Here is a 22,401-nt window from a genome sequence, read left to right on the forward strand (position 1 = left end):
CCGGATCCCGCTCGGTAGGACGACGCCCGCCCACCCTCACCCGGCCGCCAGCGAGGACCCCGCCGGCAGCTCGGCGGGCCCGGTGGCCTGATCCAGGTACTCATAGAATACGTTACGCTGGCGCGGGATGAACCCGGCCTCGCGGATCGACCGCCTGATCTGCTCGAGCGTGAGGTGGTGGACCGTGCCCGCGGACGACACCACGTTCTCCTCGATCATCAGGCTCCCCATGTCGTTGGCGCCGAAGTAGAGCCCGAGCTGGCCGATCTTGGCCCCCTGCGTCACCCACGAGGACTGGATATTGGGGACGTTGTCCAGGTAGACCCGCGCCAGGGCCTGGGTCTTCAGGTACTCGAACGCGCCCGCGGGGGGGACGTCGGCCATGTCGGTGTGATCGGGCTGGAAGGTCCAGGCGATGAAGGCCGTGAACCCGCTCGTCTCGTCCTGGAGCTGGCGAACGCGCTCCAGGTGCTCGACCCGCTCCTCCAGCGTCTCGACGTGGCCGAACATCATCGTCGCGGTGGACCGTCCGCCGAGCTCGTGCCAGACGCGATGGACGTCCAGCCAGTTGTCCGTCAGGACCTTGCCGCGGGTGATCTCCTTGCGGACCCGGTCCACCAGGATCTCGGCGCCGCCCCCGGGCAGGCTGCCGAGGCCGGCGTCCCTGAGCCGCGTCAGCACCGTCCGCAGCGGCTGCTTCGAGACCTTGGTGAAGTGGTAAATCTCCGGCGCCGAGAAGCCGTGGACGTTGACCTGCGGGTAGTGCGCCTTGATGTCGCGGAGGAGCTCCTCGTACCACGCGAGCGAGAGCCTCGGGTGGAGCCCCCCCTGGAGGAGGATCTGGTCGCCCCCGAGCTCCACGGTCTCGCGGATCTTGTCGAGCAGGACCGGCCGGTCGAGCACGTAGGCGTCGGCGTCGTCCACCTTGCGATAGAAGGCACAGAAGTCGCAGACGGCCGTGCAGACGTTCGTGTAGTTGATGTTCCGGTCGATGTTGTAGGTGCGGTAGGGCTCGGGATGGAGCCTCCGGCAGACGGCGTTCGCGGCCCGGCCGAGCTCGTGGAGGCCGGCCTCGCGGGCCAGGAGGACCCCTTCCTCGAACGTGACCCGGCGGCCCTCAGCGGCGGCCTGCAAGATCGCGGGGACGGTGGAAAGCAAGATTCACTCCTTCGGGCGCCAGGCCGAGCGCGGCCGCCTTGCGGGCGAACAGCTTCAGGCCCGACAGCTCCGGCTCGCCGAGGTCGTAGGACAAAGCGCGGGTCAGATAATGGTAGCAAGTCGCCACATCCAGTCCTAGCCGTGGCCCGTGCTCGCGGGCGATCGCATCCGCGTTCGCCAGGCCCTCCGCCCGGGAACGCTCCAGGGCCGCGGGCAGGTCGCGGAGATCGGCGCCGCGGCGGGCCACCCAGAGGGCGAAGACGAACGGCAGGCCCGTCAGCGCTCGCCAGGCCTCGCCCAGATCCGCCACCGCAAGGAACGGCCCTTCCGGGACCAGCATCGCCCGATCCCCGATCACGAGCACCGCGTCGGCCGTGCTCTCCAGCACCGCCATCCCCAGGGGCAAGGCCTCGATCGCGGAGGGCCGGCAGCCCCAGGCCTCGTCGAGCCAGATCCGCGCGAGGGCCTGGCTCGTCCGCGAGCCCTCATCCAGCGCCAGCCGGTCGATGCGATCGAAGGGCACCCGGCTGAAGAGCTTGACGCTCAGCACCGGGCCGCGGGCCGCGATCGCGAACCCCGGCAGGATCTCGTACCCGAGCTCCGCCCCGCGGAGAAACTCCACCGAAGGGATCAGCGCGATGTCGAGCTCCCCGGCCGCCAGGTCCTTCGCCATCAGGCTGGGCACCTCGAGCTTCAACTCGACGCCCGGATGAAACTCCTCCAGCCGGTAATAGAGGGGCTTGGCATTCAGGTAGCTGACGGCTCCGATCCGGATCGGCTCCACCCGACGCCCTCCCGGCCTCTGCCCTGATTTCGATCCATCCAACCACGACGACACAGGTCGATCCTTCAACAAGGTCGAAATTTCGGAAACCTTTGAAATTGTAGAAGGGGCCCGGAGAATCGCAAGGGGGTGAGCGGCCCTGGCCTTGTCCTTCGGGAGCTCAAGGGTTGACGACGGGTCGGCTTGTGGCCACCCGGGGCGAGTCTTCGAGGCTCGGCTGTCCCATGAATGTGAAGGGGCGAGGTCCGAGCAGGCCCGGTCACCTCCGGCGACGGCTGGTCCGCTTGACGGGATCCTTCGGCCCGTTATAAGATACGATTTTCCAACGACTTAACGCGTTCTCGGCGACATCCGGGAGAGGATCCGCGGCAATGGAAGTGCTGACCGAGCTTTGGGATAAGACGACCGATGCGTTCACGGCCCTGTCGGAGAACGTGTCCGAGGGGCTCGTCAAGCTGTTCGGCAGCGCGAATGAGCGTCGGATTCGCTCCATGCGCCCGGTCGTGGCGAAGATCAACGAGCTTGAGCCGCAGATGCAGGCGCTCTCGGACGAGCAGATCAAGGAGAAGACCGCCGAGTACCGAAAGCGGAGGGAAGACGGAGAGAGCCTGGAGTCGCTCCTGCCGGAGGCTTTCGCCCTCTGCCGCGAGGCGGGGCGGCGGTTCATGCACATGCGGCACTTCGACGTCCAGCTCATGGGCGGGATGGTGCTCCACGGCGGCGACATCGCCGAGATGGTCACCGGCGAGGGCAAGACCCTGGTCGCGACCCTGCCGGCCTACCTCAACGCGCTCGAGGGCAAGGGGGTGCACGTCGTCACGGTCAACGACTACCTGGCCCGCCGCGACGCCGAGTGGATGAGCCCCCTCTTCCACGGCCTGGGGATGACCGTCGGCGCCATCCAGTCGGAGATGGAGTCCTCGGAGCGGCAGGAGATCTACTCCCGCGACATCACCTACGGCACCAACAACGAGTTCGGCTTCGACTACCTCCGCGACAACATGAAGCCGGTCAAGGAGTACCAGTGCCAGGGCGAGCTCCATTACGCGATCATCGACGAGGTGGATTCGATCCTCATCGACGAGGCGAGGACCCCGCTGATCATCAGCGGGCCGGCCTTCGACGACGTGCGGAAATATGCCGAGGCCGATCGGATCGCCCGGCTCCTCAGGCGGGACGTGCACTTCGAGGTCAAGGAGAAGGAGCGGACCTGCCACCTCAATGACGAGGGGATCCGCGAGGCGGAGAAGATCGCCGGGCTCGAGAGCTTCTACACGCCCGGCAACATGGAATGGCCGCACCTGATCGACAACTCGCTGAAGGCCCACCACCTCTATCGCCGCGACCGCGACTACGTGGTCCAGCCCAACGGCGAGGTCGTGATCGTCGACGAGTTCACCGGTCGGCTCATGATCGGCCGCCAGTGGTCCGACGGCCTCCACCAGGCGGTCGAGGCCAAGGAACGGGTGAAGATCAAGGAGGAGAACCAGACCCTCGCCACCATCACCCTCCAGAACTTCTTCAAGCTCTACAAGAAGCTGTCGGGCATGACGGGCACCGCCATGACCGAGGCCAACGAGTTCTACAAGGTCTACGGCCTCGATGTCATCGCCATCCCGACCAACCGCGCCCTCACCCGCAAGAACTTCCCGGACGTGATCTTCCGCTACGAACGGGAGAAGAACCAGGCGATCCTCGACGAGATCAAGGAGGTCCACGCCACGGGACGGCCCATCCTGGTGGGCACCGTCTCGATCGAGAAGTCCGAGGAGCTCTCGGATTACCTCCACCGCTTCGGGATCGAGCACCAGGTCCTCAACGCCAAGTTCCACGAGAAGGAGGCGGAGATCGTCGCCCAGGCCGGCCGCAAGGGCGCGGTGACCATCGCCACCAACATGGCCGGCCGCGGCACCGACATCATCCTCGGCGGCAATCCCGAGTTCATGGCCTGGGCCGACCTCAAGCGCGAGACCGTCGAGGGGGGCTCGCTCAGGTATGAGACCCGGCTCGACGTCCCCACCGACGTCTGGCAGGCCGCCGTGGCGAAGTACGAGCCGGAGATGAAGGCCGAGGGCCGCGAGGTCGCGGCGCTCGGGGGCCTGCACATCATCGGCACCGAGCGGCACGAGAGTCGCCGGATCGACAACCAGCTCCGCGGCCGGTCGGGCCGCCAGGGCGACCCCGGGTCGTCCCGGTTCTTCCTCGCCCTCGACGACGACCTGATGAGGAAGTTCGCCGGAGAGTGGGTCTCCTCGGTCCTCACCCGCCTGGGCATGCAGGACGGCGAGGCCATCGAGAGCAAGATGGTCACCCGCCGCATCGAGGGGGCCCAGAAGAAGGTCGAGGAGCGGAACTTCGACATCCGCAAGAACCTGCTCGAATATGACGAGGTCATGGACGAGCAGCGGAAGCGCGTCTACACGTTCCGCCAGGGGCTGCTCGAAGGGGAGCCCCCGAAGGACAAGATCCTCGACATGATCGACGCCCAGATCAAGGATGCCGCCGATCGGTTCCTCGCCGACGACTACGGCGCGGCGAGCTTCGCCGAGTGGGTCGGCCAGCGGCTGGGCGTGGAGATCCCCCCCCGCGACCTCCGCGGCGCGTCGTTCGAGGACGTGGTGGACCGCGTCCACGAGAAGGCCGAACGTCAGCTCTACGACGCCATCCGCGAGGCCATGGAGGAGAACCTCCCCGCCGACGCGGAGCCCTCGGAATGGACCTGGGTCGCCCTCACCACCTGGGCGAACAAGCGGTTCGAGCTGAACCTGAAGGAGAAGGAGCTCAGGGCCTTCCTGGTCCGCGACCCCGAGCTCCAGGGCGACGCCGAGCTGGACCGCCCCGCGCTCGAGGAGTTCCTCCACGAGAAGTCGAAGGCGTCGATCGAGAAGTTCGACCTGGAGCCGGGCCGCGAGTTCCTCCAGCCCGACTGGGGCCGACGATCGCTGGCCGGCTGGGCCCATCACAAGTTCGGCCTGGTGATCGACCCGGCGGACTGGGCCGGCAAGGACAAGGCGGAGGTGACCCGCCAGTTGCAGGCCCAGGCTCGCACCCTCTATTCGCGGAAGGAAGCGGAGCTCCCGGTGCGGATCGCCTTGACGCGGTTCCTCGGCGACCGTTCACAGCATCAGGGGTCTCACCAGCACGTCACGCCGCGGCTCGACCGCGAGGGGCTCGCCGCCTGGGCCTCGGATCGCTACCGGACCGTCATCGACGAGGAGGAGCTCCGCCCGATGCTCCGCGCCGAGATCGAGGCCATGCTCCTCAAGCTGGCCCACGAGCAATATCGCGGCGTGGGGCTCGAATCGGAGCTGAATCGCCGGCTCGACGCCGCCTACCCGGCGGCCTCGGGCCGCACCGCGGTCGCGCATCCCGATCAGGCCGCCCTCAGGGAGCTGGCCGCGTGGGCCTCCGCCGACCTCGGCGCCTCGATCGACCCCGACGAGCTCGCGGACCTCCCCGCCGATGAGGCACGCTCCGCCCTCTGCGCCGCCCTGGACGCGCGCTGCCGCCCGGAGATGCGGGAGATGGAAAAGGTCGTGATGCTCCAGATCCTGGACGCGGCCTGGATGGAACACCTCCGCGCGATGGACCACCTTCGGTCCTCGATCGGCCTCCAGGGCTATGCCCAGGTGGATCCCAAGGTGGAGTACAAGCGCGAGGGGATGCGGATCTTCGCCGAGATGTGGAACGGCATCGCCGACCGGGCCACCGACCTGATCTTCCGGGTCGAGCACTTCGATCCCGAGTTCCTCTCTTACCTGGGGTCGCGCTGGAAGCTCGATCGGGCGAAGACCATCCACCAGTCGGCGGACACCGAGGTGGCGGCCGTCTCCGCCCCCTCGGGCGGCGGCATCCGCGAGGTCCAGGACGCCGCCATCGCCGGCAGCGAGCGATCGACCGAGAAGAAGAAGGAGCCCGTCCGCAACGTTGGAAAAAAGGTGGGTCGCAACGATCCCTGCCCCTGCGGCTCCGGCAAAAAGTTCAAAGCCTGCTGCATGCGAAAGCACGGCGGCGACGCATTTTGACCAGTCAGCCCGACGTCCCCGGGTCGCGCACGTTTCGGGGGCCGCGGAGGCGACCCCCGGACCCTGGAGCCGTCAAGGAGATCGGGGCCTTGCCCTGATTCAGGCCCTCAAAGCACTTACGGTCATCCCTCGGGGCTCGCCGGCCGCCGGCCGAGGGTGGCCGCGAGGGTCGAGTGGCGATCGATCGTCACTCGCCGGAGCTTGCCGAAGGAACGGCGTCCCCGGGCATGCGAATTGCGAAAGGCTCATGGCATCGAGCCGGGAACATGACCGGCCCCGCATGGAATGATAGGAACGGGAAAGGATTCCCCGCGATGCCGATCGCCCTCGACGTGGTCTATCTTGCGACCCTCCTCCTGTTCGCTCCCGTGCTGGCTTACCGCATGTTCCGGGCGGGAAAGTATCGGGAAGGCTGGTGGGAGAAGCTGCACGGCGATGCCCCCAGGAGGATCGGCGACGGGCCCTGCCTCTGGTTCCACGCCGTGAGCGTGGGCGAGGTGCTGCTCCTGCGACCGCTGGTCCGGGAGATGGAGAGACGCCGTCCCGGCTGGGAGATCGTGATCTCGACGACCACGGCGACCGGCCTGGCCGTCGCTCGCAAGACCTATCCGGACCTGGTCACCTTCTATGCCCCCCTGGATTTCAGTTGGGCCACCCGGCGGGCGGTGGAGAGGGTCAGGCCGACCGTGCTCGCCCTGGTGGAGCTGGAATTGTGGCCCAACCTGATCCGGGCGGCGAAGCGCTCCGGCGCCAAGGTCGCGATCATCAACGCCCGGCTGAGCCCTCGCAGCTTCCGCGGCTATCGGAGCCTGCGGCTCCCCCTGGGCCGGACCCTGCGGCGGATCGATGCGGTGGCGGCGCAGGATGTCGACTACGCCCGGCGGTTCGTGGACCTGGGCGTCCCCGGCGACCGCGTCAGCGTCACGGGCTCCGTGAAATACGACGGCCTGGAGAGCGATCGCAACAACGCCCGGACGCGCGAGCTGCGGCGAGAGCTCGGGCTCTCGCCGTCCGACCTGATCTTCGTCGCCGGGAGTACCATGGAAGGCGAGGAGGAGGCCGCGCTCGACGCCTATCGGGCGGCCCGGACGCAGCATTCGGGCCTCAGGCTGGTCGTGGTGCCGCGCCATGCGGAGCGGTTCTCGGAGGTGGCGCGATGGCTCGTCCAGCAAGGCGAGTCGGTCCTCAGGCGAAGCACCGGCGAGGTGACCGGGGTCGACAGGGGCACGCCGCCGGTGATCCTGATCGACACCATCGGCGAACTCGGCGCCGTCTGGGGACTCGCGGACGTGGCGTTCGTGGGGGGGAGCCTGCTTCCCGGTCGCGGCGGGCAGAACATGATGGAGCCCGCCGCCTACGGTGCCTCGGTGATGTTCGGGCCGCACACGACCAACTTCCGGGAGCCGGTCGAGCAGCTCCTGGCCCGGGGCGCGGCGAGGCGGGTCGCGGACGCTCGCGAGCTGGGCCTGCGGCTCCGCGAGGACCTGGAAGATCCGGAGGCCGCCGCCGCCCGCGGCGAGGCCGGCCGGAGCTTCGTCCTGGCACAGCACGGCGCCTCGGGACGGACCCTGGCCGAGCTTGACCGACTCGTCGATTCGCGAGCCTCCGCGAGAAATTGATTGATATCGCCCTGGACTTCGCGTTAGTCTCGGGCCATCTTGGAGGATCCCTGGGAACGAGCGCGCCGTCGCCTCTCCCTTGTTTTCGAGAACCGTTCTATCCCTGGAACGGCGGCACATCTTCAGCAGTCAGGACCCCGCGATGAGCGAAAAAGAGATCGAGCATCCCGCCCAGCCTCAGCAGGCCCAGACGACCGAAGTGGTTGTGGACGACTCGAGCACGCTTCCGTCCTACTCCAACTTCTGCCGCGTCACCGCGACGCCGGAAGAGGTCATCCTCGACTTCGGGCTCAATCCTCAGCCCTTCGCCACCGGCCGCCAGGACGTGAAGGCGAACCAGCGGATCGTGATGAACTTCTACACCGCGAAGCGCCTCCTCACGGCGCTGGGCATGACGATCCAGAGGCACGAGGGGACCTTCGGCTCCATCGAGCTGGACGTTCGCCGACGGGCCACCGGAGCCCCCCAGCAGCCCGTCGCCTATCCCCAGCCGCCCCGCCCCGGCTCGCACAACGTCGTCGAGTGATGCTGACGGCGGCGGGCGAGGAGCCATCCTCGCCCGACCGCCCGCGTCTCGATCGCTGAATAGCCCTGCTCCCATCCTTCCCCCCGCGACGCCGACACGTCCAGCCCCCTCGGCCATTCCGCACGGCCTTGCCGCCCCATCTTCGGCAACCCCTCCGCTTTCACATCAGCCGGCACCCGGCTCGGATTGAGCCTCGGGATCTCGTCTCGCCCGCCGGGCCGCGTGCTCCCGATCTAGACGCGTTCGAGGACTCGGGTCGCCGGAAAAGGGCGAGTTCTCCGGATTTGCCGACGGAATCGTTGATCGCGGCTTCCTCGTTCATCCGATGCTGAGGGTAAGAAATGATCCGCGCGTGCGGGTTATGCCCCGATCAGGGGTCTTGCCGGATGTTTCGACTCACCAACGAGTGACGCTTGCGCCGATACTGTGACTTGCCGGGCATCTCGGCCTCGGTTCAGGACGGACGAGTCCAGCGTTAGGAGATAATGGAATGTCTCAGCCATCCCGACCGCGGGCCCAAGGCCCGGCCAAACGGCGGCGTTCGATCAAGCTCGACACCCCGCTGCCCCTGGAGGATCGCTGCCTGCTCGCCCCCTACGTACCGACCTTCCCCTTCACGGCGACCTTCACCGCGGCGACGACGCCGACGAATGCGTTGCTCGGGACGGTCACGGTGGCGGCGACGACGACGGGCACGAACGTCTCTTCCCCCGCGCCGATCACGTCGGTCTCCGAGCTGACGCCCGTGAGCTCGTTCGGCGGCGACATCGTGCGAATCAAGGCGGGCCCCGGCGGCGACTTCGGCAAGGGCGTCTACGCGATCTCTCGCGGCGCCGGGGGCAACACCGGCGCGATCAACCGCCCGGGCGTGATCTATCGCGTCGACCCCGCCACGGGCAAGTCGTCGGTCTTCTTCGACCTGAACACGGTCATGAGCCAGATCGACCCCAACGCCCTCTCGACGGACGGCGTCAATCCGGCCGCGAACTCGCTGGGGTCGTCGACGGGCTTCGTCAACTGGTACGACATCACGTTCGACACCGAGGGCGTGATCAACGGCAATCCGCTGATGCTCGTCAGCACGGTTGACCGTTCCGACCCGGCCAAGAACGCGATCTACATGATCTCGCCGAACGGGACGTTCGTCGGGGCGTTCGTGACCCTGACCGACGGCCAGGCGGCGACGAAGTTCAACATCAACCCGACCGGCATGGTGATGCCCGGGCCGGAGCTCCAGTCGACGCTCCGGGGCCTGCTGGCGGGCAGCGGCCTGACCACCACCAACGACACCTTCGCCGCCCTCTACTTCAACGGCAACGCCTACACGCCCGGCCAGGTCATCAGCAACGGCAGCTCCCTGCCCAAGGGGGTCTCGCAGACCGCCTTGACCCTGGGAACGATCGTCGGGATGACCCAGACCAACATCGACTACTTCTCGCCCATCTACTCGGCCTTCACCGACTTCGGGACGCCGACCCAGGGCGGCATCCCGGCGCGGACCGGCTTCAGCGGCGTCCAGGGCTCCAACGGCGAGCTGCTGATCGGTTCGACCCTCACGACCACCTCGCTGACGCTCGATCAGTCGGCGGTGGCGAGCACGAACCTGCGGCGGTTCCAGGACATCAGCTTCGACCAGTACGGCTACTTCTCCCAGACGCTGCCCCTCACCAGCACGACCACCAACAACACCACCACCAACACCTCGACCACCGCGTACACGGTGACCACTCCGCCGAATTACGCGGGTAGCCTGTTCGTCTCCGACCTCGGCACGGGCCTCTCGGTGACGGTGACCTCGGTGGCGGATGCGACCCTGGGCATCCCGGCGGGGGTGAACGTCGTCGTCCCGGTCAGCGGCGACGGGCCGGTCGGCATCACGCTCGCCGATCCCTCACAGCAATACGACCCCGTCACCAATCCGCTGGTCCCGATCGACTACAGCAGCTCCACCAGCACGCTCGGCCTGGGAGGCCGCGTCGTCCGGATCACTCAGGACGGGATCCTGACCACGTTCGCGACGGGCTTCGACGTCTCTCCCGCCCTGGACGCATCCTCCTTCGTGGACTCGGAGCTCTCGATCACGTTCTCCGCGGACGGGACCACGTTCTACGCGTCCGACAACGACGCGATCTGGCAGTTCAAGACCACGGCCAGCCTCGCGGGATCGACGAGCGGCACGCTGATCGGGCTCAACGACCTGCGGACCCTGGGCGTCCCCTACGAGGGACAGAACAGCGCCGTCGCGGTCGTGGATACGGGCGTGGACGCCAACTCCGCCCCGTTCCGGGGCCGCGTCACCAAGGGCAAGAGCCTCTGGACCGGCGGCAAGGGGAACCAGGACCTGGCCGCGAATTCCGGCGGTGGGACATCGTCCACCGGCGGCAATAACAACGGCGGTGGTGGCAACACGGGGGGCGGCAATAACGGCAACACGAGTAGCGGCAACACGCTGTCGAACACGGCCGACGGCCACGGGACGCCAGTCGCCGGCGTGGTGGCCCAGTTCGTGCCCCAGGCGACTATCGAGCCGATCGCGATCTTCCAGCCGTTCCTGGGCCAGGTCACGCTCAGCTCGACGACGACCGGCGGCAACAACAACGGCGGCGGCAACAACGGCGGCGGCAACAACGGCGGCGGCAACAACTCGAGCAGCACGATCAGCCAGACCGCCAATGCCCTGACGACCAGCCAGGTGCTCTACCAGGCGATGCAGTACGTCACGAAGCATCCCTACGTGGCCGACCCGATCCGCCCGGGGCGGCAGAACCGCGTCATCGCGACGACGTTCGCCTTCGGCACCCCGGAGACGTTCACCAGCGAGGCGATGGCCTTCAAGGAATATCCCCAGATCGTCATCGCCCTCAAGAACCAGCTCCGCCGGTTCCGCAAGCTCGGGATCGCCCCGGTGGCCGCGGCCGGCCAGTTCGGCGCCCCCCTCGGCTCCGGCGGGAGTAGCTCCAACGGCAACACCGGCGGCGGCAACACCGGCGGCAACACCGGCGGCAACAACAGCGGCACGCTCGCCGGCGGATACAACAACTCGGACAATGCGTCGCTGGGCGACGTCAACGGCATGTCGATGCCGGCGATCTTCAACGAGACGATCTCGGTCACCGGGACCTATCCGTTCCCGTACACGCTCGACGCCAGCTCGACGCCCAACGACCCGGTCGTCAGCGTGATCCCGAACTCGCTCGGCCCGGTCCTCGTGTTCGGCAATAACTTGACGATCGGCGGGACGGCGGGGAGCAATAACGGCACCGGCGGCGGTGGCGGCGGCAACAACGGCGGCGGCGGCGGAAACGCCGGCGGGGGAGGGGGCACCGCGACCGGCGTCGATCCCAACGTCGCCGCCATCGCCGCGGCCGACTTCACGCTCTACAGCGACCGGATCCTGGGATCCATGAACCGGAGCGTGGCGACCGACTTCGCGGCCCCCGCGATCGACGTCCCGACCTTCCGCAGGACCTTCTCGCTGATCGGGTCGAGCGGGACCACCACCACCAGCAGCGGCGCCGGCGACCCGAACAACCACCTGACCTTCACCCAGGTCGGGACCTCGATGTCGTCCGCGATCGTGACCGGGTCCTATGCCCTGGTGGCCTCCGCGCTCGACTACTGGACCAACCTGTCCCACAGCGCCAGCGGCGTGACCCAGGACGCCTACCTGACCCAGCCGGTCGGTGCCAATCAGCTTACCTTCGGGAAGCACTCGATCAAGGACCTCTCCGCCTACGCCACGCCCGACGGCATCAACGGCATCCTGGCGTACACGGCCGTCCCGGTCGCGGACGTCAACGATGGCGGCTCCCTCTCCACGCCGAACCTCGTCGGCACGACCGACCGGCAGTACGGCTACACCGGCAGCACGAGCGCCCCGTCGTACGCCCGCGTCGACGTGGGCAACGCCGTCGCCTCCATCGAGGGGACGATCGCGATCAACTACCTCCTCAAGAACAACATCTTCCCGATCATCGACTCGAACAGCGACGGCCTGATCACGGCCAAGGAGATCCAGGACTTCACCGACACGTCGCTGGCCAAGGGCCTGCCGGAAGCCGGGGCCATGGCCCGACTCCTCGGCGGCACGTCCAGCTATGCCCAGGTGGAGACCGGGGTCAACAACACGTCCTTCAACGAGAACCCCGACCAGCCGGCCGCCCTCCAGCGGCGGTTCAACTACTTCGATTACCTGGCCAACGGCCAGCTCAAGGGCGGCATCGCCATCAACTCCTTCAAGATGCTGGCGAACACGCTCCTGCCGCAGCCGGACTCCTACGTGATCGTGGATCGTCAGCGAGCCTCCTACAACGGCTTCCTCGTGGATCCGACGGCCCAGCGGAACTTCGTGAACCTGCAGCACATCCTGCCGTCGTACCAGTGGGTGCCGAAGTCGGCCAGGGCCTCGTGGGGTTCGCTGGCGAAGTACCTGAACACGTCGCCGGCCAAGTTCGGCGTCGACCGCAACAAGGTCCCCGGGACGTTCCTGCCGTTCTACACGCTCTTCAACTCCACCTCGACGGTCAGCTACACGGCCGGCAGCACGCAGGTGAAGACGACGACGGTGAACGGGCAGAAGTTGTCGGTGGCCTATACCACGCCGATCGCGGTCGTGAACTCGCCCTCGTCCACGGGCGACTCGACGACCTCCGGGACCACGACGACGAACACCGTCACCAGGACCACCACGACGGGGACCATGTCGTCGTCCATGACGACCACGACCCCGACAACGACCCCGGCCGCGACGGCGACCTCGTCCGGGACGACGACCGCGACCGGTTCCACCACGACCGCCTCGGGTACGACGTCCACCGACAACAGCGCGGCGATCCTGGAGGCCTTGAAGAACCTCGCCCAGAGCGGCTCGAACGCGTCGAGCACGTCGACCACGACGACCCCGTCCAGCCTGACGCCGGCCGGGACGCTCGGGACCGACACGACCGGGGCGACCGCAGCCGCCACGACAGCGGCCGCCGCCGCGACCACGACGACCACGCCCGCCGCGACGACCACGGAGACCTCGGCGAGCACGACCAGCAGCACGTCGTCCACCGACACGGCCGCGGCCGCTCAGCAGCAAACCCAGGCGACCAAGAAGGCCGCGGCCCAGAAGGCCGCGGCCAAGAAGAGCACCAATTTCTGGGACAAGCTCTGGAGCTCGCTCCACTGAGACGAGCGACCGGGCCGGGCCCTCAGGCTCGGCCCGGGACGTCATTGAGCCGCACTTCGAGGCCGGCCTTCACCCCACTCGGTGAAGGCCGGCTTCTTCGTTTCCTGCCGACTCCAAGCCCACCACAAACGCACTTCGGCCAGCCACCGGGACATTGGCTTTGTTCGTCATCACGCCACCCAGGCAGACAGTCCACATATACCTATTATTAAGGACCTTACGCTCAGATCCAGGACTGGCTTTGTTGGCACCGTCCCCAATCGCGAAGGCCGATCTTGACACTCCTCGCACGCACGCAAAGCCTCCGGGTGGCCGTGGTGGAACACCACGGGACCGCCCGGGCCTGACAGCAAAGCTCGTCCGGCGCAACGGCTTGCTCTCCCGTGGTGTTCCACCACGGCCACCCGCCCGCAGCTCCGTGCCAGCTGCCAGGCTCGTCGGACCCTCAAGCTAACCATCTCGGGACGGTGCCGCTTCGCCGGCCGCTTTTCGCCCAGTTCCCGCCGGCCTGCGCCCTCCACGCAGGCCGGCGCGGGCTTCATGGACCACTGACCACCGAATTTCCAAAGATCGACTCGAGATCAGCGCACCGACCGCGCGCAAAGGCTCCTCCTTCTCCAAGTACAATCCCTGAAAGGACGCCGCCGGTTTCACAAAAATGGGAAAAATGGGCTATATCGCCCACATAGTCCGACCGGAGAGGTCAATCCCCCTGCGAATCTCTGCTCCTGAACATGGATCGCCAGGCACCTGGCATCAATGGCCGGTCATCCAAGGGGCGACATCAATAGCCACGGGGCACCGCACCGCGAAGCCGCGGCAATCGACGGCGAAGAGCCCGCCGCGCTCGCGCCGGTTGTCGACCATCCACGCCTTGCGATGCCCGTCGCCTCGCCGCAGAGCCTGGCCCACCGGACGCACCGCGAGATGCCGAGATACCAGGGCGTGGCGGACTCATCGACGACCCGGGAAAGCGTCGTGGCCATCGGCCTGACCTCCCAGGGAAGGAGACCGGCTCGATAATACTCATTTGTTCATTATGTTGTTCATAATTGATGGACCGCTCGAGAGCCTGCTTATCCCGCCTCCCTGGTTTCCCGATCTTGGGTGAGGGGCCACTCGCTGCTCTCGCTGCGCGGAGAGTGGATTCAGGCTGCTTCGTGAGGTAGATTGAGTTGCATCGTCATTCCGTCATCACCAGCCAGCCTCGACCTTTGGTTCGGCCCAGGGGGGGAGAGAATCGAGTCATGGTGCGCCGAACGGCTCGTGGCTTCACGTTGATCGAGTTACTGGTGGTCATCGCCATCATCGGAGTGCTCGTCGCCCTGCTTTTGCCCGCGGTCCAGGCCGCCCGCGAGGCGGCCCGGCGTGTGCAGTGCATCAACAACTTCAAGCAGATCGTTCTGGGAATGCACACCTATCAGGAAACGCACGCCACTTTCCCGCCCGGACGCGTCCGCAGCCGCGTCGAGGGCCTGGGGTTGGTCTACAGTTGCTTCGCGCAGATCCTGCCCCAAATCGAACAGATTGCCTGCTACAACTCGATCAACTTCTCACTGAACGCCGATCGCGGCATCGGCGGTCCGCAGAACGACACCGCCCGCCGCGTTCGGATCAGCCAGTTCCTCTGCCCGAGTGATACCTCCTCGCAGTTCGACACGCCCGAGCAGTCGCCGACGAATTACCAGATGTGCGTCGGGAGCCGTCACTCGGTGATCGACAACAACGGGATTCTCTATGAAAACTCGCGAATTGGCTTTGCCAGCATCCCCGACGGTGCGTCGCAGACGGTCATGCTCAGCGAACTCGCCCGGTCGTCAACCCTGACGACGAATCACATTATCGAGACCGTCAACCAGGTCATCCTCAGCTACGAAGTGACCTGCCGCTCCAACGGCCCAGCAGTCCCCCGGGCGCGGGGCAACCGTTGGATCTACGGGGCACCAAACCATACGATGTACTCCCACCACCGCACACCCAATCACACCGAACCCGACTGCCGCGGCGGTAACCCGTTCGGCGACGCCACCAACGCGGCCTGGGATCGCCTCTCGCTCGACACAGCCGCTCGCAGCCTGCACCCCGGCGGAGTGAACATCGCGCTGGCCGACGGCAGCGTCCGCTTCGTGATGAACTCCGTAAGCCTCGCTGCCTGGCAGGCGCTGGGAACTCGCAACGGCGGCGAGGTCATCTCGTCCGACGCCTACTGAGGGGAGGAGGGCGATCCTGCTCAACCATGACTTCGAGGAGGCCCGGCGTCCTCTCGTCCGTGCCCTCGATACCAGCTTGCGCGTCATCTCTTCAGGACGCGGCTGGTCGGACGGTTACTCAAGAAATCCAACTCTTTCCGTGATTTGAAGGGCCGAGCGGTTTACAATCTGCCGTACCGTTAACCGCACCTGCGGTTTACAGGAAGAGGAGATGGGGGTCTTACCAATCCGATAGGTCGCAACCCGAAACTCCCAAACGGCTTAAGCGATAGGCGAGAGGGCTAGGGGCACGACACCTTCAGCCCTGGAAATGCAGGGTGGTGTTCGAATCTCGTCCTCTCCGCTTGATGTTTGGCGGATTCGACTTGCGTCATCGGGTTCACGGAGTGCGGCGATTCCGCAGAAAATGGCCCGCTGATGCGATGGTGGCATCGGCGTCGTTGTCACCTCGGCAAGAGAGGAAGCCCATGAATTACGGCAATTCCACCGAGCCGTTCGAGCCGTACATCCAGCCCATCACGAGCGTCGACGACTTCTACAGATGTCCTGATGGATTAGATTGGGTGACACGGGCGTGCGTGGCTCGCGTCCCCAGGGCCGAGCGTATCCCCCTATCCTCGTACAAAGTTGCGAGCTCGATGGCCGGTTTTGACAACGGGGAGTGGGTGTACGATCATTGGTTCACGAAGTGGTGCCAGGGCGGGCACGGAACATCCCCGGACGGCAATCGTACGGCGGCCAACGTCTACAACTTCAGCTATTGGCAGTACCTCGATATCTGTTACTACTTCGGAGGCGACACACTTCTTACAATCCCCCCGACCGTGTGGACGAACGCGGCTCACAAGAACGGCGTGGACTGCCTGGCGACCCTGAATCTGGATAGCCTGCTGAACGGAGAAGACCCGGGAAAACCAGGATATGACCAATCAGTCCTAAAATTCGTGCAAGACAAGGATAATGTTGCACTAAGAATGCATGCCATTGCAAACTATTTCAAATTTGACGGATATCTGATGCATTATGAAGCCTGGAGGGGGGCCGGCCTAAATCATGAGAAAATCGGCGAGTGCGTGTGCGGGATCATGAAGCAACTGAGTACGGCCGGGGCAAATAAACTGAAGATTCTGTGGTACGATTCGAAGATCAGCGGCAACGGAGAGTTTCAAAACCGGCTCACGAACTCCGCCAGGAAGTTCTTCGAGGATGCGGGGCATTTTCAATCCAATTACTCCTGGGGGCCGGCCTACGAGAAAGAGTCGGAGAATTATCCGAAGGAATCCGGGCAATTGGCACGGAGTTGGGGCCGTCCCAAGAATGACGTCACGATGATGATGGACTGCTACAGGAAGACAGAGCCCTATTATCACAAGGACAAGAATGGCAACTACAAGGACGTCTTCTTCTCCGCCCTCGGCTGCGTCACACAAGGGTCACCGATACCTACCAGCTCCTACACGGGCCTTGGGTGTTACGCCCCGGGCTGGACCTTGTTCCGGGGAGTCACGGAGAACGACAAGAAGCTGCGGGACCGCGAGCGCTTCCATCAGAATGATCGGGCGTTCTGGACGGGTTCGGCCAAATTCCAACGAGACAAGGGGCCGCCAGACTTCGAACCGGACGGCGAAGCGTTCGATCCCCATCCCGACCAGTTCATGGAACGGTATCTGGAACTCAGATCCGTCGTCCGTGCCACTCCGTTCGTGACAACCTTCAACACCGGCGAGGGGGACTTCTACAACGTGGACGGCAGGCGGGAGGCCGACACGCCCTGGAACAATCTGAGCGATCAGAGCGTGCTGCCCACATGGCAGGTGGTCCGTCACGCCAGGAAAGCCGACGGAAAGGCGGAACTCGACTACGGGGACGCTTTCACCGGCGGATCTCGTCTCCTGATCACCGGCACGGCCGAACCGAACGGGGGGTTTGTCGCGTTTTGGCTCTACAAGACGGACGTGACCGCCACCGGGACGCAGACGCTGTCGCTGACCGTAAGGGTCGAGGAATCGAGCAATCTGCTGATCAGTGGTATGCTCTCGTTCCCGCAGGGGGAAGTCAAGGAGTATCGCCACGTCGGGACCAATGGCTGGACCCAGGTTGACCTCAAATTGCCGACCCAATACATCGGCATGCAGATTACGGCGGTCGGAATAAGCATCCGGAACGGCGGGACGTCGTCGACGAACTTTTCTTGCTCGCTGGGCAAGCTCGCCCTCCTGGACAGCGCGACCATGCCGCAGCCCCCCCAGAACCGGTGCCTGAGCCCCGACAGGCCCGGCGGGATGCTCAACTGGTCCGACAAGTGCCCCGAGAAGTCCCACTACCGCATCTGGGGCAACTGCGAAGGTTTGAAGAAGCATCTGCTCGGGGTTGCTTACAACTCGGTGTACAGCACGTACCAGAACATCTTCAACACTCGTTTCCACTATACAGACTTCAGTCAATATACCGTCCAGGAGGTGAACGCCGCGGGACAGTCGCAGGATGTCGACCTCCTTGTCCGGCCCGGGGAGGGGAACCCTTAGAAGAGAAGGGCCGCCGGGGCAGTCGTCGCAGGCAAGAGGGAACTTTGTGTGGGCGGGGGAGCCAATGCCACCGTCAGAGCCCGACGATCCGTTGCGAACCATGGATGAAGTGTCTCACGAGCCGATCGACGAGCTCGAGAAGACGGCTCCGGACGACGTTGCTCGCTTCTTCACCGTTCGGCAGGTGACAGGAACCTCCCTCGGGCCCGAAGGCCAGGACAAGCGCCCGATTGCCACGGCCCCCAACGCAGCCACCCCCGTCGTGCCCGGCTTCGAGATCGTCGGTGTGCTCGGCCGAGGCGCGATGGGCGTGGTCTACGAGGCCAGGCATCTTGCCCTGAAGCGGGTGGTCGCCCTCAAGATGATCCTCAGCGGCGGCCATGCCGGCGAGGTGGAGCGGCTACGCTTCTGGGCCGAGGCCGAGGCGGTGGCTCGCTTGCAGCACCCGAACATCGTGCAGGTCCATGAGGTCGGCGAGCACGAGGGCTTGCCCTATGCCGCGCTCGAGTTCGTCGAGGGCGGCACGTTCGCCCAGAGGCTGAAGCGGGGCCCGGTGAGCCCGCGCGAGGCCGCCGAGGTGATCGCGACCCTCGCAGGGGCCATGCACCTGGCCCACACCCGCAACATCATCCACCGCGACCTCAAGCCCGCGAACATCCTGCTGGACGCCAATGGCTCGCCGAAGGTGACGGACTTCGGCCTTGCCCGACAGCTCGACAGCGACATCGGTCAAACCCAGACGGGAACGACGCTCGGCACGCCCAGTTACATGTCGCCGGAACAGGCCGCCGGCGAATCCAAGCACGTCGGGCCGGCGGCGGACGTGTATGCCCTGGGGGCCATCCTGTACGAGTGCCTGACGGGGCGACCGCCATTCCAGGCCAGCAGCATCGTCGCCACCCTGGACATGGTTCGCAGCCAGCAGCCGGTCGCCCCTCATCTCCTCCGCGCCGGGGTGCCGGCCGACCTGGAGACGATCTGCCTCAAGTGCCTGCGGAAGGAGCCGGAGAAACGCTACTCCAGTGCCGACTCCCTGGCCGACGACCTGCGCCGTTGGCAGCGCGGGGAGCCGATCCGGGCCCGGCCGGTTCCCCTGTGGGAGCAATTGCTCCTGTGGGCGTGGCGCCGTCCGGCCCTGGCCGCGCTCGTCGTCCTCGTGCACCTGTGCCTGGCGGCTCTCCTGGGCCTGGGAATCTGGTCGTATACCGAGATCAACCGGGCCCTCGCCGATGCCAACGCGGAGAAGCTCAAGTCGCAGCGGATGTCGGCCGGCCTGGCCCTCGACCGCGGCTTGCAGCTCAGCTTGGAGGGCAAGGTGACCGAGGGGCTGCTCTGGATGCCGGAAAGCCTCGCTGTCAATCCGGAGGAAGACCGGGGCTTTGCCGACCTGGTGCGCTTGAATCTCGCCGCCTGGCGGGCGACCATGACCGTCCAGCGATCCCTCATCGGCCACGAAGGATGGGTGACGTGTGTGGCCTACAGCCCGGATGGTGCGACCTATGCCACCGCCGTGGGCAACTCCGTGCGCCGCCGGGATGCCTTGACCGGCGAGCCGGTTGGCCAGGCCCTGGTCCATTCTGGGGAGGTCCTCGCGATGGCCTTCAGCCCGGACGGCCGGCTCCTCGCCACGGGGACCGACGACAAGTCGGTGCGGATCTGGGATATCGCCACAGGAACGCTGAGCGGTCCACCGATCCCGCAACCGGACTTCGTGAACTCCGTCGAGTTCAGCCCGGACGGTCGTTGGCTGCTGGCGGCAACGGGCTATCCCGATTACTCGGTCGCCAGCTCGGCGCGGGTCTGGGAAGTTGCCGGCGGCAAGCCGGTCAGTCCGCCCTTGCCCCATCCCGCGACGATCCGAGGCGGCGTGTTCACACCGGATGGCGGGCTGGCGATCACGGGTGCCTACGACGGCTTGATCCGCTTCTGGGATACCTCGACCTGGAAGCTCTCGGGAGAGCCGATCAAGACGACGCAGGTGGTGGCGATGGCCCTGAGCCGAGATGGCCTGTACCTGGCCGTGGCCTGCAACAGCAACGAGGCGTTCGTCTATTCGGTCCCGGACCGCCGGCTGGTGAGCTCGCCCATGCGTCATCCTGGACTCTTGAAGGCCATCGGCTTCCACCCCGATGGCGGCCTGGTGGCAACCGGCTGCGAGGATAGCCTTGCCCGCCTCTGGGACTGGTCACCGGGCAAACAGGTCGGACCGCCGCTCCTCCATCAGAACTCCGTGATCGCGGTGGACTTCAGCCCCGACGGCCGTCGCGTGATCACCGGCTCGGAAGACAAACTCGCCCGCATCTGGGACCTGCCCCTCCACGCGCTCACGGCCATTCCGCTGACTCAGAGCGATCCCGCCCTGACCCGGAGCAGCCTGGACCCATCGCTCGTCTCGGGTCGCCCCCGGACCCGGATCACCGGCGACCGGGGCCGGCCGATCCCGCACTGGGTCTGGGAGTACCTCTGTGCCTCGTTCAGTCCTGATGGACGCTACGTCGTCACGGGGAGCACCGATAACTCGGCTCGCGTCTGGGAGGTGGCGACCGGGCGGCTGATCGGCAAGCCGCTGTTGCACGACAATTGGGTTCGCACGGTGGCCTTTGCCCCGGACAACCAGCACGTACTCACCGGCAGCCACGACAACACCGCCCAGCTCTGGGACATTCACACGGGCGAACGAGCCGCGCCGACCCTGCACCATGCGCGGGGAATTGTCAGCGTGGCGGTCAGCCCCGACGGGACCAGGGCGTTGACGGGCAGCGGCGACAAGACCGCACGGCTCTGGAATCTCCAGACGGGCCAACCGATCGGCCCGCCGATGCGGCACGTCGGGGAAGTGCTCTCGGTGAGCTTCAGCGACGATGGGGCCCTCGCGCTGACCGGCACATTGAACGGCGAGGTCGTGCTCTGGGACTCGGCCACCGCCCTCCCCATCGGCCCGCCCGCTCTTCACGAGGGCGCCGTCACAAGCGTCCGTTTCGCCGACGATCGCCGGAGCTTCTTGACCCTGTGCGACGACGGTGCCGCCCGGCGCTGGCCCTTACCGCAACCGGTTGCCGGCGACCCGGCCCTGGTCAAGTTGTGGGTGCAAACGATCACCGGCGAGCAGCAGGACACGGGCAAGGCTGGCTTGGTCCTCGACGCCCCAGCCTGGCGTGAGCGGCGCGCACAGGTCATGGGCAGCCCGCTGGCGGCGGACCTCGAACCAGGCGCCGACGCGATCCTCAGTTGGCACGATGGGATGGCCGGGGCATTTGAAGTCGCGGGGCCTCCTGGGGCGGCGCTGTCCCACCTCGACTGGTTGTCGAAGGCCCGTCCCACCGACTGGTCGTTGCACGCCCGGCGGGCCGCCGTGTTGCACCGCAGCTCCCGCGATGCCGAGGCGAGGGGAGAGCTCGACCGGGCCCGTGAACTCGGCGGGCTCGAATCCGCGCGCGGCTGGTGCGCCCAGCGTGCGGAGAACCTCGAGCGCGTGCACCGGCACGAGGCGTCGCTCTGGTTTCACGACTGGATTGTCGCCGCCGACCCGAAGTACCCCGAGTCCCACGACGCAATCGGCCACTGTAAAGCGCGCCTGGGCCGTTTCGCCGAGGCCAGCGACCACTTCACGCGGGCCGTGACGCTGGCCCCCGATCGCATCGGCTACCGCCGCGACCTGGCAATGGCCCGGCTGGCTCTGGACGACCAGGCAGGCTACCGGAATGCCTGTGCGCGCATGATCGAGCTCGCCGAGGCCACCGAGGACCCAGGGGCGGCACAGATGACCGCGCTGACCTGTGTGCTCGAAGCAAACACAGTGCCACAGTGGGACGCCGTGATCCGCCTGGCGGTCCGAGCCGCCGAGGGCTACGACGGCGATTCTCGCATCCACGTGGCCGCGCTCCTGCGTGCGGGCCGCCTTGCCGAGGCGCTTCAGCGCCCATGGAGTAAGCAGACCAAGTACTCCCACATCGGCTGGGAATGGCTCTTTCAGTGCATGCTGCACCATCAGGCCGGCCGCCGTGAAGAAGCTCGCTCGATCCTCGAGGACGAATCGACGGCGATCGACCACATGGATCAGGAGATGCCTCGTGACCCCAAGAGCAAGATCTGGTCCGACTGGATTTACTACGTCCAGTGCCACCTACTTCGCAAAGAGGCCGAGGACCTGCTACGCCGGGACGAGTTGCGAAAAGCGATGCCCCCAGGTTAGGTCTTGTGGACAACGGTTGGCTGATTTCGGTTTATGAGGGTCACGCGTTGACACCACGGAGGCCCCGCCATGCGACATCGCCACGCGATCTCGGACGACGATTGGGCCCGGATCAAGGACCTCCTGCCCGGACAGCCTGGCCAGCACGGCAAGGTCGCCAGGGACAAGCGCCTCGTCCTTGATGCCGTG

At 66.3% G+C, this 22,401-nt stretch carries 9 protein-coding genes; 7 read left to right on the plus strand and 2 right to left on the minus strand.

Going from position 1 to position 22,401, the window contains the following annotated elements; genetic code table 11:
* Positions 1-36 precede the first annotated feature (36 nt).
* Positions 37-1,158, minus strand: a complete 1,122-nt coding sequence (mqnC, locus tag G6O54_RS18870; RefSeq protein ID WP_165227211.1) for a cyclic dehypoxanthinyl futalosine synthase — start codon at positions 1,156-1,158, stop codon at positions 37-39.
* Complete coding sequence (locus G6O54_RS18875) at positions 1,118-1,942, minus strand: menaquinone biosynthetic enzyme MqnA/MqnD family protein (protein WP_165227212.1); 825 nt, start codon at positions 1,940-1,942, stop codon at positions 1,118-1,120. The genes mqnC and G6O54_RS18875 overlap by 41 nt, the downstream gene beginning before the upstream one ends.
* A 371-nt stretch (positions 1,943-2,313) precedes the next feature.
* Between G6O54_RS18875 and secA the strand changes: the two genes are divergently transcribed.
* The 7 genes from secA to G6O54_RS18910 all read left to right on the plus strand — a co-directional run bounded on the left by secA (position 2,314) and on the right by G6O54_RS18910 (position 22,212).
* A complete protein-coding gene (gene secA, locus G6O54_RS18880) occupies positions 2,314-5,967 on the plus strand; it encodes a preprotein translocase subunit SecA (RefSeq protein WP_165227213.1) in 3,654 nt (1,217 codons plus the stop codon).
* A 314-nt stretch (positions 5,968-6,281) separates the two neighbouring features.
* On the plus strand, positions 6,282-7,586 hold the full coding sequence (locus tag G6O54_RS18885) for a 3-deoxy-D-manno-octulosonic acid transferase (RefSeq protein ID WP_165227214.1): 1,305 nt from the start codon (positions 6,282-6,284) through the stop codon (positions 7,584-7,586).
* Positions 7,587-7,728: 142 nt separating this feature from the next.
* Entirely contained in the window at positions 7,729-8,112 is a 384-nt protein-coding gene (locus G6O54_RS18890) for a DUF3467 domain-containing protein (protein ID WP_250846975.1), read from the plus strand.
* A gap of 490 nt (positions 8,113-8,602) precedes the next feature.
* Entirely contained in the window at positions 8,603-13,285 is a 4,683-nt protein-coding gene (locus G6O54_RS18895) for a hypothetical protein (protein ID WP_165227215.1), read from the plus strand.
* A gap of 1,247 nt (positions 13,286-14,532) precedes the next feature.
* Positions 14,533-15,495 (plus strand): DUF1559 domain-containing protein, encoded by a 963-nt coding sequence (locus G6O54_RS18900; RefSeq protein ID WP_165227216.1) that lies wholly within the window; start codon positions 14,533-14,535, stop codon positions 15,493-15,495.
* A gap of 467 nt (positions 15,496-15,962) precedes the next feature.
* Entirely contained in the window at positions 15,963-18,020 is a 2,058-nt protein-coding gene (locus tag G6O54_RS18905) for an endo-beta-N-acetylglucosaminidase (RefSeq protein ID WP_165227217.1), read from the plus strand.
* Positions 18,021-18,120: 100 nt separating this feature from the next.
* A complete protein-coding gene (locus tag G6O54_RS18910) occupies positions 18,121-22,212 on the plus strand; it encodes a protein kinase domain-containing protein (RefSeq protein ID WP_165227218.1) in 4,092 nt (1,363 codons plus the stop codon).
* The last annotated feature ends 189 nt before the right edge of the window (positions 22,213-22,401 follow it).

It is taken from the genome of Aquisphaera insulae (assembly GCF_011064615.1).
Taxonomy (GTDB): Bacteria; Planctomycetota; Planctomycetia; order Isosphaerales; family Isosphaeraceae; genus Aquisphaera; species Aquisphaera insulae.